The organism is Promicromonospora sp. NPDC060204 (genome assembly GCF_042728455.1).
Classification (GTDB): Bacteria; Actinomycetota; Actinomycetes; order Actinomycetales; family Cellulomonadaceae; genus Promicromonospora.
In genome coordinates this window covers 13,913-28,351 of the sequence record NZ_JBHWZO010000054.1, presented here as the reverse complement: position 1 = coordinate 28,351, position 14,439 = coordinate 13,913, and the positions used below count along the sequence as shown (strand labels likewise).

Annotated in this window: 12 protein-coding genes; 10 read left to right on the top strand and 2 right to left on the bottom strand. The window is 74.7% G+C overall.

The genetic code is table 11. The features are described from left to right. The 6 genes from ACFWEJ_RS09540 to ACFWEJ_RS09515 all read left to right on the top strand — a co-directional run. Nucleotides 1-730, top strand: a 730-nt coding sequence (locus ACFWEJ_RS09540; protein WP_377228964.1) for an ABC transporter permease, incomplete at its 5' end; no start/stop codon positions are given. Then, a complete protein-coding gene (locus ACFWEJ_RS09535; protein WP_377228963.1) occupies nt 727-1,614 on the top strand; it encodes an ABC transporter permease in 888 nt (295 codons plus the stop codon). The genes ACFWEJ_RS09540 and ACFWEJ_RS09535, both read left to right, overlap by 4 nt. 5 nt (nt 1,615-1,619) lie before the next feature. After that, nucleotides 1,620-3,548 carry a gamma-glutamyltransferase family protein gene (locus ACFWEJ_RS09530; RefSeq protein WP_377228962.1) on the top strand — a complete coding sequence of 643 codons (1,929 nt, stop codon included), beginning with the start codon at nt 1,620-1,622 and terminating at the stop codon, nt 3,546-3,548. Continuing rightward, nucleotides 3,532-5,196, top strand: a complete 1,665-nt coding sequence (locus ACFWEJ_RS09525; protein WP_377228961.1) for a dipeptide ABC transporter ATP-binding protein — start codon at nt 3,532-3,534, stop codon at nt 5,194-5,196. Before ACFWEJ_RS09530 ends, ACFWEJ_RS09525 begins: the two co-directional genes overlap by 17 nt. Nucleotides 5,197-5,215: 19 nt before the next feature. Then, nucleotides 5,216-5,971 (top strand): GntR family transcriptional regulator, encoded by a 756-nt coding sequence (locus ACFWEJ_RS09520; RefSeq protein ID WP_377228960.1) that lies wholly within the window; start codon nt 5,216-5,218, stop codon nt 5,969-5,971. Then, nucleotides 5,968-6,960, top strand: a complete 993-nt coding sequence (locus ACFWEJ_RS09515) for a formylglycine-generating enzyme family protein (RefSeq protein WP_377228959.1) — start codon at nt 5,968-5,970, stop codon at nt 6,958-6,960. Before ACFWEJ_RS09520 ends, ACFWEJ_RS09515 begins: the two co-directional genes overlap by 4 nt. 157 nt (nt 6,961-7,117) lie before the next feature. Here the strand turns inward: ACFWEJ_RS09515 and ACFWEJ_RS09510 are convergent, their stop codons facing one another. After that, a complete protein-coding gene (locus tag ACFWEJ_RS09510; protein ID WP_377228958.1) occupies nt 7,118-8,749 on the bottom strand; it encodes an amidohydrolase in 1,632 nt (543 codons plus the stop codon). Further along, the gene (locus ACFWEJ_RS09505; RefSeq protein WP_377228957.1) at nt 8,746-9,390 is read right to left on the bottom strand and encodes an FMN-binding negative transcriptional regulator; all 645 of its coding nucleotides are present in this window, start codon (nt 9,388-9,390) and stop codon (nt 8,746-8,748) included. Before ACFWEJ_RS09505 ends, ACFWEJ_RS09510 begins: the two co-directional genes overlap by 4 nt. Before the next feature lie 173 nt (nt 9,391-9,563). Here ACFWEJ_RS09505 and ACFWEJ_RS09500 point away from each other — a divergent pair, with 173 nt between their 5' ends. Genes ACFWEJ_RS09500 through ACFWEJ_RS09485 form a run of 4 tightly spaced genes read left to right on the top strand, consistent with a single transcriptional unit; the run spans nt 9,564 to nt 14,425 of the window. Further along, complete coding sequence (locus tag ACFWEJ_RS09500) at nt 9,564-11,186, top strand: ABC transporter substrate-binding protein (RefSeq protein WP_377228956.1); 1,623 nt, start codon at nt 9,564-9,566, stop codon at nt 11,184-11,186. After that, nucleotides 11,183-12,574, top strand: coding sequence for a M14 family zinc carboxypeptidase (locus ACFWEJ_RS09495; protein WP_377228955.1), 1,392 nt, complete (start codon nt 11,183-11,185; stop codon nt 12,572-12,574). Before ACFWEJ_RS09500 ends, ACFWEJ_RS09495 begins: the two co-directional genes overlap by 4 nt. Continuing rightward, nucleotides 12,571-13,497, top strand: a complete 927-nt coding sequence (locus ACFWEJ_RS09490; protein ID WP_377228954.1) for an ABC transporter permease — start codon at nt 12,571-12,573, stop codon at nt 13,495-13,497. The genes ACFWEJ_RS09495 and ACFWEJ_RS09490 overlap by 4 nt, the downstream gene beginning before the upstream one ends. Next, nucleotides 13,490-14,425 (top strand): ABC transporter permease, encoded by a 936-nt coding sequence (locus ACFWEJ_RS09485; protein WP_377228953.1) that lies wholly within the window; start codon nt 13,490-13,492, stop codon nt 14,423-14,425. The genes ACFWEJ_RS09490 and ACFWEJ_RS09485 overlap by 8 nt, the downstream gene beginning before the upstream one ends. The last annotated feature ends 14 nt before the right edge of the window (nt 14,426-14,439 follow it).

The window sequence follows — 14,439 nt, the reverse complement described above, 5'->3', positions numbered from 1 at the left end:
AGACCTCGGCGAGTCCACCCGCACCGGGGCATCCGTCGCGAGCATGATCGGCGCGACGCTGCCCGTGACGCTCTGGCTGTCGCTCTACGCGATCGTCGTGGCCGTCGTGACCGGCGTGGCGCTCGGCCTGCTCGCCGAGCGCTACCGCGGCCGCTGGCCCGAGTGGGTCGCCAACGCGGCCGCGCTGACCAGCCTGTCCGTGCCGAACTTCTGGCTCGGCATGCTCGCGATCCTCTACCTGTGCATCGGCCTGGGCCTGTTCCCGGCGTCGGGCTACGTGCCGCTCACCGACGACCCGGTGGGCTGGCTGGTGCACCTGACCCTGCCGGCGCTGATCCTCGGCACGGGCCTGGCCGCCGTCATCATGCGGCAGACCCGCGCCTCCATGATCGAGGCCATGCGCACCGACTACGTGCGCACGGCCCGCGCCAAGGGCCTCGGCCGCACCCGGGTGCTGCTGCGGTACGGGCTGCGCAACTCCCTGATCGTCGTGGTCACGATCGCCGGGCTCCAGCTCGGCGGCCTCATCTCGGGCGCCGTCGTGACCGAGCAGATCTTCGCCCTGCCGGGCTTCGGCAAGCTCACGCTCGACGCCGTCTTCCAGCGCGACTACCCGGTGATCCAGGCCGTCGTGGTGCTCACCACGGTGGGCTACGTGCTGGTCAACCTCGCCGTGGACGTCCTGTACTCCGTCATCGACCCGCGTATCCGAGTGGGAGGTCGCTCATGACCGTCATCGAGCACAGCGATCTCGCGCCCGAGCAGGCGCCCGTCGCCGTAGGCCCGCGCCGGCTGCTGTCCCGGCTGCGCACCCCGCAGGCGATCACCGGCGCCGCGATGCTCGCCGTGGTGGTGCTGGCCGGGCTCCTCGCGCCCCTGCTGGCCCCGCACGGCCCGGCCGAGGTGCACTTCGACGCCCCGTTCCAGCTGCCCGGCACCGTCGGCTTCGCGCTCGGCACGGACGACCTGGGTCGCGACGTGCTGTCCCGGATGATGTACGGCATCCGGGCCTCGCTCATGGTGGGAGTCGTGGCGGTCGGCCTCGCCGTCGTCGTCGGGACGCCGCTCGGGCTGGCCGCCGGCTACTGGCGCCTGCTGGACGCGCCCGTCTCGCGCCTGACCGACGTGACGCTCGCGTTCCCGTTCCTCATCCTCGCCGTCGGCCTGGCCGCCATCAACGGGCCCAGCCTGGCCGGGGCCGCGATCTCGCTCGGCATCGCGCAGGTGCCGACCATGGTGCGCGTGGTGCGCGCCGAGACCATGCGCCTCAAGGAGAGTCCCTTCGTGCTGGCCGCGACCGCGATGGACGCGTCCGGGCCCCGGATCCTCGCGCAGCACATCCTGCCCAACTGTCTGTCCGCGATCATCGTGCAGGCCACGGTGATCATGCCGGCGGCGGTCCTGGGCGAGGCCGTGCTGTCGTTCCTCGGGCTCGGCATCCAGCCGCCCACCCCGTCTCTGGGCATCATGCTCTCGGACGCGCAGCAGTACCTGGGCCGCGCGCCCACCGCCGCGCTGTTCCCCGGGCTGGCCATCGTGGCCATCTGCCTCGGCTTCAACCTCCTCGGGGACGCCCTGCGCGACGCCCTCGACCCGACCACCGACCGTAAGTGAGTGTCATGACCTCCGCTCCGTCCGCCCGGCCCACCTCGCCGTTCGTCCGCCCCACCACCCCGGCCACGCGGCCCGACCTGCGGGGCACGTTCGGGATGGTGGGCTCCACCCACTGGATCGCCACCGCGAGCGCCCAGGCCGTGCTCGAGCGCGGCGGCAACGCGTTCGACGCGGCGGTCGCCGGCGCGTTCGTGCTGCACGTCGTGGAGCCGCACCTCAACGGGCCGGGCGGTGACATGACCGGCGTCTTCGTGACGGCGGACGAGCCGGCGCACCCGCGCGTCCTGGTGGGCCAGGGCCCGGCGCCCGCGGGCGCGACCATCGAGCACTACCGGTCCGAGGGCCTCGACCTGGTGCCCGGCTCGGGCGCGCTCGCGGCGGCGGTGCCGGGCAGCGTCGACGCCTGGCTGCTGCTGCTGCGCGACCACGGCACCTGGGACCTCGGCGACGTGCTGGCCTACGCGATCGGGTACGCCCGCGACGGGCACCCCCTGCTGGAGCGGGTCACGGGCACCCTGCGCACCGTCGCGGGCCTGTTCCGGGACCACTGGCCGACGTCGGCGGACCGCTGGCTGCCCGACGGCGAGGTGCCCGCACCGGGCACGGTCGTCACCAACCCGGAGTACGCCGACCTGCTGGACGCCGTGGTCGCCGCGGGTGCGGGGGCCGCGGACCGCGCGGCGGCGATCGACCTGGCCCGCGCCGCGTGGCGCGAGCGGGTGGGCGCGGCCGTCGAGGAGTTCGTGGCCACGCCCCACCGGCACTCCGACGGCGGCGACCACGCCGGCGTCATCACGGCGGCGGACGTCGCGGCCTTCTCGGCGTCGTACGAGGACGCCACGACCGTCACGTTCCGCGGGTACACGATCGCCAAGACCGGCGCGTGGGGCCAGGGCCCGGCGCTGCTGGCCACCCTGAAGATCCTGGAGGGGCTCGACGACGCCGCGCTGGACCCGTCCACGGAGCTCGGCGCGCACACGGTCATCGAGGCGCAGAAGCTGGCGCTGGCCGACCGCGACGTCTGGTACGGCGACCCGGCCGCGGACGACGTGCCGCTGGCCTACCTGCTGAGCGAGGAGTACGCGGCCGCGCGCCGGGCGCTGATCACGGACGCCGCGAGCCACGAGCTGCGCCCGGGCGACGTGCCGGGGCGGACGACGCCGGCCCCGCCGGTGCTGCGCACGCAGTACGCCACGAGCGCGCCGGCGGGTTCCCTGCCGGGTGCGCCCGGGAGCGGCGCGGCGGCGGGCGTGGGCGAGCCGACCGTGCCGGCGCCCGGCGTCGGCGAGCCGACCGTGCCGGCGCCCACCACCGAGCCCGACTCGCCGGAGCACACCGGCGCCACCCGCGGCGACACCTGCCACATCGACGTCGTGGACCGCTGGGGCAACATGGTCTCGGCCACGCCGTCCGGCGGCTGGCTGCAGTCCTCCCCCACGGTGCCCGGCCTGGGCTTCTGCCTGGGCACGCGCCTGCAGATGACGTGGCTGGACGAGGCGTCGCCGTCGGCCCTGACGCCCGGGCGGCGTCCCCGGACCACGCTGACACCCACCCTGGTGCTGCGGGACGGCGAGCCCGTCATCGCCCTCGGCTCGCCGGGCGGCGACCAGCAGGACCAGTGGCAGCTCCTGTTCCTGCTGCGGGTGCTGGTGGGCGGGTACACGCCGCAGCAGGCGATCGACGCGCCCGCGCTGCACACGACGTCGTTCCCCGGCTCGTTCTGGCCGCGCACCTGGACGCCGGGCGGGGCGGTCGTGGAGGACCGGCTGGGCGACGAAGTCATCGCCGCCCTGGAGGGCCGCGGCCACGTGGTGACCCGGGCCGGCGACTGGGCGCTGGGGCGCCTGTCCGCCGTGACCCGCGACCCGGCGACGGGCCTCCTGGGCGCGGCCGCCAACCCGAGAGGAGCGCAGGGATATGCCGCAGGACGCTGACCACTCCGCCGCGCCGCTGCTGCGCGTGCGCGGCCTGGACGTCGCCTACGGCGACACCCCCGTCGTGCGCGGCGGCGACCGCGACGTCGCGCGCGGCGAGCGGGTGGCGATCGTGGGCCAGTCCGGATCGGGCAAGTCGACGGTGATCGCCGCGCTCCTGCGGCTGCTGCCGGGCGCGGGCCGGATCACCGGCGGGACGGTCGAGCTCGACGGCGAGGACCTCGCCGCGGCCGGCGAGGCCCGGATGCGGGCCGTCCGGGGCGGCCGGATCGGGCTGGTGCCGCAGGACCCGGGCACCAACCTCAACCCCGCCATGCGGCTGGGCGACCAGGTAGCCGACGCGCTGCGCGCCGGCGGCCTGCGCGGCCCGGCGGTGCGGCAGCGGGTGCTGGAGCTGCTGGACGAGGCCGGCGTGCCCGAGCCGGAGCGCCGCGCGAAGCAGTTCCCGCACGAGTTCTCCGGCGGCATGCGCCAGCGCGTGCTCATCGCGATGGCGCTGGCCCGCGAGCCGGAGCTGCTGCTCGCCGACGAGCCGACGTCGGCCCTGGACGTGACCGTGCAGCGGCGCATCCTGGACCACCTCGTCGCGCTCGCGGAGGCGCACGGGACCGCGATGATCCTGGTCACGCACGACCTGGGCCTGGCGGCCGACCGCGCGGACCGGGTGATCGTGATGCTCGACGGGCAGATCGTGGAGCAGGGCACGCCCGAACAGGTGCTGCGGTCCCCGCAGCACGAGTACACGCGGCGGCTGGTCGCGGCGGCACCCGCCGCCGTCGTCGCGCAGGGCGAGGCGGAGGCGCGGGTCGCTCCGGCCGGGGGCGGAGCGGCCGGCGGCGACCCGGCCGGGGGCGAACCGGCCGGGGCCGGCGACGTCGTCACCGTCCGGAACCTCGTCAAGGAGTACAAGGTGCGCGGGCGCGGCGGGCTGCTGCGCGCCGTCGACGACGTGTCCTTCTCCGTGCCGCGCGGCGGCACCACCGCCCTGGTGGGCGAGTCGGGCTCGGGCAAGACGACGGTCTCGCGCATCCTGCTCGGCCTGGAGACGCCGACCTCGGGCGAGGCGCTGGTGGACGGGCAGGCCATCGCCGGGGCGGGCCGGGCCGAGCGGCGCGCCCTGCGCCGTCGGGTGCAGCCGGTATTCCAGGACCCGTACGCGTCGCTCGACCCGACCCACACCGTGGAGCGGGTGATCGACGAGCCGCTGCGGATCTTCGGCATCGGCGACCGGGAGTCGCGCCGGGCGCGGGTCGCGGAGCTGCTGGACCAGGTGGCGCTCCCCCGGGACGTCGCGCAGCGGCACCCGGGCGCGCTGTCGGGCGGGCAGCGGCAGCGGGTCGCGATCGCGCGGGCGCTGGCCCCCGAGCCGGAGCTGCTGGTGCTCGACGAGGCGGTCTCGGCGCTCGACGTGCTGGTCCAGGAGCAGATCCTGGACCTGCTCGCTGACCTGCAGGAACGGCTCGGTGTGTCGTACCTCTTCATCAGCCACGACCTCGCGGTGGTCCGCGGCATAGCGGATAATGTGGTGGTGCTGCGGCAAGGCCGCGTCGAGGAGCAGGGGTCCGTCGACGACGTGTTCCACTCCCCGCGGGCCGACTACACCCGAGACCTGCTAGGAGCCATCCCCGGTGCCGCCTTTGCCCGATGAGCCCGTGCTCCCTGCCTTGGTGCGACCCACCGTGCAGGACGCGATCCGGCGCGACATCATCGCCGGCGTCCTGACGCCCGGCGCCCGCGTGACGGAGGCCTCGCTGGCCCAGCGGTACGACGTCTCGCGGGTGCCGGTCCGGGAGGCGCTGCGCGGCCTGGAGAGCGAGGGCTTCATCGACTCGCGCCCGCACGTGGGCTCGCGGATCGCGGCGATCCCGGTGCACGACGCCGACGACCTGTTCGCGGTGCGGGAGGCGCTGGAGGTGTCCACGGCGCGCAGCGCCGCCCGGCGGGCGGCGTCGCTCTACTCGGGCGACGAGAGCCCGGAGGACTGGTGGCGCCTGCGGCGGCAGATCGCCGCCCTGCTCGACGCCGGGGACGCGCACGTCGCCGCCGGCGACCTGGACCCCCTGGTCGGCATCAACGACCAGATCCACATCGCGATCGCCGAGCTCAGCGGCAGCGCGACCCTGGCCCGGCTGCTGCGGCAGCTCTCCTGGAAGATCGAGTGGCTCTACGCCGCGGACATGCAGTCGCGCGGCAAGCGGCTCTGGCCCGACCACCGGGTGATCGTCGGGGCGATCGACGCCGGCGACGGCGAGCGGGCCGCCGCCCTGATGGCGGCCCACGTCCGGGAGTCGCGGATCGGCTACCTGTCGCGCTACGGCGTCACGCGGCCCAGCTCGGACCCCGAGGTCGCCGCGGCCGTCGCCGCGCGGTCGGCCGCCGTACCGGGCGACACCGCGCCCGGCGCCGATACCGTGGGGGCGTGACGAGCGACGAGCAGACGGGGTCCGGGCACGAGGGTTGCGGGTGCGGGTGCGGAACCCCGGGGCGGGACGCGTTCGTCCAGCTCGGTTCCCGCCCGGCGGACGCCGCCGCGACACCCGCCCGGGGCCGGCACGACGTCGAGCAGGCCCGCGTGCCCGCCGGCCGGTTCACCATGGGCGACTCGTCGGGCGACCAGAACCTCGGCGACGGCGAGACGCCGCGCCACGAGCTGACCCTCGACGCGTTCGAGATCGACGCGACCACCGTGACGAACGCCGACTTCGCGCGGTTCGTCGACGACACCGGCTACCGCACCGAGGCGGAGACGTTCGGCTTCTCGGCGGTGTTCCACCTCGCCGTCGCGGCCGACCCCGGCGACATCATGGGGCAGGCCGACGGCACCCCGTGGTGGTTCGGCGTCCAGGGCGCCGACTGGGCGCACCCGGGCGGGCCGCGCTCCGACGTCGACGGCCTCGACGATCACCCCGCAACCCACGTGAGCTGGAACGACGCCGTCGCCTACTGCGCCTGGGCGGGCCGGCGCCTGCCCACGGAGGCCGAGTGGGAGTACGCCGCGCGCGGCGGCGTCGAGGGCGCGAAGTACCCCTGGGGCGACGCCGAGGTGGACGACGGCGGGTGGCGCGCCAACATCTGGCAGGGCGCGTTCCCGCGGACGAACACGCTGGACGACGGCTGGCTCACCACCGCGCCGGTGCGGACGTTCGAACCCAACGGGTACGGCCTGTGGCAGCCGGTGGGCAACGTCTGGGAGTGGTGCCAGGACTGGTTCGACCCGGGGTACTACGCGCGCTCCCCCGCGGCGAACCCGGCCGGCCCCGAGCGGGGCGCCCAGCGGATCCTGCGCGGCGGCAGCTACCTGTGCCACCTCTCGTACTGCAACCGCTACCGCAACTCGGCACGCTCGTCGAACACGCCGGACTCGTCGATGGGCAACGCGGGCTTCCGCACGGTGGCGCTCAGGGAGGCCTGAGGCCTGAAGATCAGGTGAACGTAGGAGTAGTCGCCGCATGAGCGCTCTCGCGGCGACTACTCCTACGTTCACCCCGCCGATCGAGTGAGCGCGGGCGTAGTGGCGGAACGAGGGGGGCTTTCCGCAACTACATCCGCGCTCACCTGATCGGGGCGGGTCAGAACGTGCGGTGGGTCCAGCGGCCCGACAGGAGGGTGGCTGCCACCGGCATGTCGCGGAGCGACGTCGCCGCCGCGGCCAGGTCCGCGGCGTCCGCGGCGTCGGCGCCAGAGCCGGCCCCGAGCGTCAGCGGGTCGGCGTCCAGGACCACCAGGTCGGCCGGCGACCCCGCCGTCGGGACCAGGCCGCGGCCGTCCGTCGAGGCCTCCAGCGCCGTGCGCAGGCCGATCCGCTGCTCCGGGTGCCAGGGCGCGCGGCCGTCCCGCGACCGGCTGACCGCCGCCGCGACCGCGAACCAGGGGTCGAGCGGCGCGACCGGCGCGTCCGAGCCCAGGGAGAGCACCGCCCCGGCGTCGTCCAGCGCGCCGAACGCGAAGGCGCGGCCGGTGCGCCCCGACCAGTGCCGGTCGGCGATGTCGCGGTCGTCCATGGCGTGCTCGGGCTGGACGGACGCGACGACGCCGAGCTCGGCGAAGCGCGCGAGGTCGGCGGGGTCGAGGAGCTGCGCGTGCTCGACCGAGCCGCGCGCAGCCGTCGCGGCGAACGCGTCCAGCGCGAGCGTGTTGGCGTGGTCGCCGATCGCGTGGATCGCGCACCGCAGCCCGCCGGCGTGCGCGCGGGCCATGAGCGGGACCAGCTCGGCGGGCGGCACCGACAGGATCCCGTGCGCCTCGGGCCCGGTCAGGCCCGGGTACGCATCGTGGCAGTAGGCGGTGCGCGTGTTGAGCGAACCGTCGGTGACCACCTTGAACGGCCCCTGCTCCAGCAGGCCGCCCGTGCCGGGCAGCACGTCGCCGCTGCGCAGCCCCTCGGCCAGGACGTCGTCCAGCCACGGGGTCCAGACGCCGGACCGGACCCGCAGGGCGCCGAACCCGCCGGCGAACCGGCGGCGCCAGGCGGTGAGGTTGTCCGTGATCTCCAGGTCGACGACGCCGACCACACCGCGCGCCGCGGCGGCCGCGGCGGCGTCGGCCACCCAGGCGTCGGCCAGGTGGTCCGGCGCGCGGTCGACGGCGGCGGCCAGCGGCAGCCACTCGGCCTCCCGCAGCACGCCCGTGGGGTGCGCGCCGACGCCGACGAACCGCAGGCCGGCCGTGCTGAGCCACGCGCAGTGCAGGTCGCCGGACACGAGCACCACGGGCACCTCGCCCGCGACGGCGTCGAGCAGGTCGGCCGTGGGGGCGTCGGGCCACAGCCCGTCCCGGAACCCGTAGCCGACCAGCGCCGTGCCGGGCTCGGGCGGCCCCTCGGCGAGCCGGTCGCGCACCAGCGCGACGGCCTCGGCGGCCGAGCGCGCGCCCGACAGGTCGAGCCGGCGCCGCACGAGCGCCCACTGCGTGAGGTGCACGTGCGCGTCCCAGAGCCCGGGCATGAGGGTGCGGCCGCCGAGATCGACCCGCTCGACGCCGCCGTCGCCGACCCGCCCGGCCACCCCGACGGCGACAACGACCCCGCCCCGCACGAGCACGTCCACGAGCCCGCCTGACCTGCCGACGGATCCGCCGACGGATCCGTCGAACGTAGGACTGCTCGGCGCAACACCCCCCGTTGCGCCGACGCCCCCTACGTTCGGCACAGACCCGCCGACCAGGCGGGCGTTCGTCAGGAGCAGAGGCTCAGCCGGGGTCATGGCGCGTCCGCCGGGCGGCGGTCGAGCTCGGCGCGCACCTCGGCCGCGAGCGCCGGCTGCGCGTAGTGCGGGTCGGACCCGAGCGCCGTCACGACGCGCTCCACGACGGCGCGCGGCTTGTCCTGGCTGAGCTTGGCCTTGCCCTGCCAGCGGTTGACGCGCAGCCGGAAGCCGGCAGCTCCGCGGGCGATGCGGTGGGCGTACTCCTCGACACTCGGCAGCCGGACGGGCTCCGGCATGACCGACTCGTACCGGTCGACGGTGTCGGACAGGACCGCGTACGACTCCTCCGGCACGAGCAGCTCGACCGTGCACCAGAGGTGGACGGCGAGGTAGTCCCACGTCGGCACGGCCGGCGTCATCTCGTACCAGCCGGGCGAGACGTAGCCGTGCGGGCCCTGCACGATCAGCAGGGACTCGCGGCCGCTGTCCAGCGCGTGCAGCACCTCGTCGGGCCGGCCGACGTGGCTGAGCAGGCTCATCGGCTCGCCCGGGGGCGTGTCCTCCAGCAGGACCGGCAGGTGGGAGGCGACGGGCGCGCCGTCGTCGCCCACCGAGACCAGGGTGGCCCAGCCGTGGGTGCGGACCAGGTCGCGCACGCGGGCCTCGTCCTGGATCTCGTAGTCGCTCGTGTGGATCACTGGGTCATCGAACCATCCGCAGGGGCCCGTGCGGGACCCGTCCCGTGTGACCGCCGCGTAAAACTTTCATTTCCTTCTGAAACTTCATTGACCTCGATCGGCGGTGTGCGCTCAACTGTTCGCCACCCGAGCAGGACCCCGGTGCGCGAGAGCACGCTACCCGTGGAGGAACCATGAACCCGAGACTCCGGCCGCTCCCCTACCGTGCCGGTACGGCGGCGACCGCCCTCGCGCTGACCCTCGCCCTGTCCGCCTGCGGTTCGGCCGGCGCCGACGACGCCGCCGGTGACGCCGGCGGCGGCTCCATCAGCGTGGCCGTCACCGACCCGATCCAGACGGTCCCCGGCCGCCAGACCGTCGCCTACGACCTGAACATGGCCGTGTGGTCGCCGCTGACCTGGGTCGACGCCGAGGGCGAGCTCACCTACGTGGCCGCCGAGTCGATCGAGTCGGACGACGCCACCACCTGGACGGTGACGCTGCGGGACGGCTGGACGTTCCACGACGGCACGCCCGTGACCGCCCAGTCGTACGTCGACTCCTGGAACGCCGTCGCCTACGGGCCCGACGCGTTCGAGAACTCCGGCCAGCTCGCCGGCATCGCCGGGTACGACGACCTGAACCCGGCGGAGGGCGAGCCGAAGACCACCGAGATGTCGGGCCTGGCGGTCACGGACGACCTGACGTTCACCGTGACGCTGGACGGCCCCGACGGGCAGTTCCCGATGCAGGTCAGCCAGGCGCAGACCGCGATGTACCCGATGCCCGCCTCCGCCCTGGAGGACATGGACGCCTACAACGCGCACCCCGTGGGCAACGGCCCGTTCGCCGTCGTGGGCGACTACGTGGAGAACGAGCCGATCGAGACCGAGGCGTACGCCGACTACCAGGGCACCGCCCCCACGGTCGATGCCATCTCGTTCGTGCCGTACGCCGACGCCACCACCGCCTACACCGACGTGCAGGCCGGCAACATCGACGTCGCGAGCGTGCCGGCGGCCCGGCTGCCGCAGGCCTCGGGCGACTTCGGGGAGCGCCTCTACACGTTCGAGGCGCCCGGCATCTCGTTCCTCGGGCTCCCGCTGTGGGACGAGCGGTACGAGGACGTGCGGGTGCGCCAGGCCATCTCGATGGCGATCGACCGCGAGACCATCTCCGACGTCGTCTACGGCGGCCTGTACACGCCGGCCACCGCGTTCACCCCGGCCGTCGAGGCGGGCACGCCCGAGGGCATCTGCGGCGACTTCTGCACGTACGACCCGACCGCGGCCAAGGCCCTGCTGGACGAGGCCGGCGGGTTCGACGGCACCATCGACATCTACTTCCCGGGCGGCATCGGGCTCGACGAGCTCTACAAGGCGATCGCCAACCAGCTCCGCCAGAACCTGGGCGTCGAGGCCGTCGCCACGCCGAGCGCCGACTGGGCCGAGTTCTCCGAGAACCGCACCAACGGCGACATCGACGGGCCGTTCTTCTCCCGCTGGGGCGCCCTGTACCCCAGCCAGCAGAACACGCTGCGCTCGTTCTTCGTGGAGAACGGCGGCTGCCCCAACTGCATCCCCTACTACGAGGACGACGTCGCCGACCTGATCGCGGCGGCCGACGCCGAGGCCGACCCCGACGCGGCCGGCGAGGCCTACGCCGCGGTGCAGGAGCGCCTCCTGGAGGACTTCCCGGCGCCGCCGCTGTTCTTCGAGACGTATTCCTACGTGACCTCGGAGCGCGTCGCCGAGCTGCCGACGTCCGCGGTCGGCAACCCGACCTTCTCCGCCGTCGTGCTCGCCGAGGGCGCATGAGCGGCACCGCCACCGGAGGGCTCGACGCGGGCCTGCTCGACGACGTGCTCGACCGGGCCCGCGCCGTCCCCCCGATCAGCGACTTCCCCACCGTCGACGCGCTCCTTGACTGGTTCTCGGCCCTGGCCGACGACCACCCGGGGCTCGTGCGCCGGCGGCGCGTGGGGACGTCGCGGCTCGGGGAGCCCATCGAGATGTTCTCGGTGGGCGACGGGCCGCGGCCGCACCTGCTCTTCGCGGGCGTGCACCCCAACGAGCCCATCGGGTTCCGCACACTCCAGCACCTGGCCGCCGAGCTGGTGGCCGACCCCGGGCTGCGCGCCTCGACCGGTGCCACCTGGCACCTGGTGCCGTGCATCGACCCGGACGGCACCCGGCTCAACGAGTCCTGGTTCGGCGACCCCGCCGACCGCGCCGCCTACGCCCGCGGCTTCTACCGCCCGGCGCCGTCGGAGCAGGTGGAGTGGACGTTCCCGTTCGCGTACAAGGGCGCGTACTTCGACGACGTGATCCCGGAGACCCAGGCGCTCATGCGCCTGATCGACGAGCTGCGGCCCGAGCTGATGGTCAGCCTGCACAACGCCGAGCTCGGCGGCGTCTACTACTACCTCAGCGAGGACCTGCCGGACGCCGTCGCGCCGCTGCACGCGGTGCCCGCGGCGCTGGGCCTGCCGCTCGACACGGGCGAGCCCGAGTCGCCCGCGCTGCAGCGGCTGGCCCCCGCTATCTACCGGGCCGGCTCCACGCGCGACGAGTACGACTACCTGGAGTCCCTCGGGCTCGACGCCCCCTCCCTGGTGGGCGGCGAGGGGTCGGCGGCCTACGCCCGGCGGCACGGGACGGTCAGCCTGATCGCCGAGCTGCCGTACTGGTCGCACCCGGCCGCGGACGACACGGCCGAGAGCGACGCCGACTACGCGGACGTCGTCCGGACCAAGGCCGAGGCGCTGATCGAGCTCGGGAGCACCCTGACCGGCCTGCTGGACGAGGCCCGGGGCGACCTGACGCTGCGCAGCCCGTTCCTGCGGGCCAGCGAGTCGTTCGTGCCGATGATGACGGACGCGGGCACCAGCGAGCTCGTGCGGGCCGGGCGGCTGCCGTCGCGGCGCGCGACGGGCGCCGAGGTGTTCAGCAACGAGGAGGTCGTGCGGATGTTCCGGTTGCGGTTCGGCGGCATGCTGGTCCGCGCGCTGGAGGCCGAAGCCACGGCCGGCCTGGCGACGGCGCGGCTGCACCGCGTGCACGCGCGGGCCCGGGACCTGTACGACGGCTGGCTGGCCGACGCCCAGGCCGTGACCGGCCTGGAGGTGCTGCCGGTCGAGCGGCTCGTGGGTGTGCAGTACGGCGCTACCCTGGCCGTGTCGCACGTGCTGGCGGCGCACAGATGACCCGGCGCGTCGCCCGGCGCCTGGTCGACCTGCTCGTGGTCTTCCTCGGCGTCACGCTGATCATCTACCTCATGGTCTTCGCGCTGCCCGGGGACCCGATCGCCGCCCTCGGCGGCGACCGGCCCCTGGCCCCGAACGTGGTGGCCGAGCTGCGCGAGCGCTACCACCTGGACGAGCCCGTGCTCCAGCAGTACCTGCGCTACCTCGGCGGGCTGCTCCAGGGCGACCTCGGCACCACGTTCCAGGGCCAGTCCGTGGCCGACCGCATGGCCCTGCGCTGGCCCGTGACCATCACCCTGGCGCTGACCGCCTGGGGCATCGAGGTGCTGCTCGGGGTGCTGCTCGGCCTGGTCGCCGGGCTGCGCGCCGGCGCCGTCAGCGACCGCCTGGTCCTGGCCGGCACCGTCGTGGCGACGTCGATCCCGGTGTTCGTGCTCGCCGTCTCCGCCCAGCTCTGGCTGGGCGTGGAGCTCGCCTGGTTCCCCGTGGCCGGCACAGGCGCGGGGTGGCCGACGGCGTACCTGCTGCCCGCCGCGGTCATCGCCGTGTTCGGGCTCGCCTCGGTGGCCCGGCTGATGCGCGGCTCCGTGGTGGACACGCTGCGCACCGACTTCGTGCGGACCCTGCGGGCCAAGGGCCTGCGGGAACGCCAGGTGGTCGGGGTGCACGTCATGCGCAGCTCCGCGATCCCGGTGCTCACCTACCTCGCGATCGACCTCGGGTACCTGCTCGGCGGGACCGTCGTGGTCGAGGGCGTGTTCAACCTGCCCGGCGTCGGGCAGCTCCTGTTCCAGGCGATCCGCGCCCACGAGGGACCCACGATCGTGGGCGTGTCCACCGCGCTCATCCTCGTGTTCCTGCTGACCAACCTGCTGGTCGACCTGCTCGCCTCCGTCCTCGACCCGAGGATCCGCCATGAGTGAACCCCTGCCCGCCGCCCCTGCCGCCGTCGGACCCACCGCGGGACCCGCCGGTGCGGCGCCCGCCACCGCGCCGGCCGTCGCCCGGCGCGGGGTCTGGCGCACCCTGCGCCGTCGTCCGCTGTTCTGGGTGTCCGCGGCCGTGCTGACCGTGCTCGGCCTGGTCGCGCTGGTCCCGTCGGCGTTCGCCGGCTGGTTCGGCCATCCCGACCCACGGGCCTGCGACCTGGCCTCCAGCGCCCTGCCGCCCGGCGGCGGGCACGTGCTGGGCACCGACGTGCAGGGCTGCGACGTGTGGGCCAACGTCGTGTTCGGCACGCGCGCGTCGCTGACCGTGGGGCTGCTGTGCACCGCCGTCGCGCTGGCCGTCGCCCTCGTGGTCGGCACGCTCGCCGGCTACTACGGCGGCTGGCTCGACCGGGTGGTGGCCCGGCTGACCGACGTGTTCCTCGGGTTCCCGTTCCTGCTCGGCGCCGTGGTGGTGCTGACGTCGGTGGGCTCGCGGTCCGCCGTGTCCGTGGCCCTGGTGCTGGCGCTGTTCTCGTGGCCCACGATGGCGCGGCTCGTTCGGGGCTCGGTGCGCACGGTGCGTGACGCGCCCTACGTGGAGGCGGCACGGGCCATGGGCCTGCCCGACCGGCGGATCATCGCCCGTTACGTGCTGCCCAACGCGCTCGGCCCGGTGCTGGCCGTCGCGACGATCATGGTGGGCAGCGTGATCGTGGCGGAGTCCACCCTGACGTTCCTCGGGCTGGGCCTGAACGCGCCGTCGATCTCGTGGGGGCTCCAGCTCTCCAGCGCGCAGTCGTTCTTCCAGACGTCGCCGCACATGCTGGTGGCGCCCGCCGTGGTGCTCACGATCACCGTGCTCGCCATGATCACCCTGGGTGACGTGCTGCGCGACGTGCTCGACCCGAGGGGTCGCTCGTGAGCCCGGCTCCTAGG

Bases quoted from the DNA above. Each gene is read 5' to 3' on its own strand.
- ACFWEJ_RS09490 (WP_377228954.1), top strand. From the start codon at position 12,571: ATGACCCGGCGCGTCGCCCGGCGCCTGGTCGACCTGCTCGTGGTCTTC.
- ACFWEJ_RS09485 (WP_377228953.1), top strand. From the start codon at position 13,490: ATGAGTGAACCCCTGCCCGCCGCCCCTGCCGCCGTCGGACCCACCGCG.
- ACFWEJ_RS09525 (WP_377228961.1), top strand. From the start codon at position 3,532: ATGCCGCAGGACGCTGACCACTCCGCCGCGCCGCTGCTGCGCGTGCGC.
- ACFWEJ_RS09495 (WP_377228955.1), top strand. From the start codon at position 11,183: ATGAGCGGCACCGCCACCGGAGGGCTCGACGCGGGCCTGCTCGACGAC.
- ACFWEJ_RS09530 (WP_377228962.1), top strand. From the start codon at position 1,620: ATGACCTCCGCTCCGTCCGCCCGGCCCACCTCGCCGTTCGTCCGCCCC.
- ACFWEJ_RS09510 (WP_377228958.1), bottom strand. From the start codon at position 8,749: ATGACCCCGGCTGAGCCTCTGCTCCTGACGAACGCCCGCCTGGTCGGC.
- ACFWEJ_RS09535 (WP_377228963.1), top strand. From the start codon at position 727: ATGACCGTCATCGAGCACAGCGATCTCGCGCCCGAGCAGGCGCCCGTC.
- ACFWEJ_RS09500 (WP_377228956.1), top strand. From the start codon at position 9,564: ATGAACCCGAGACTCCGGCCGCTCCCCTACCGTGCCGGTACGGCGGCG.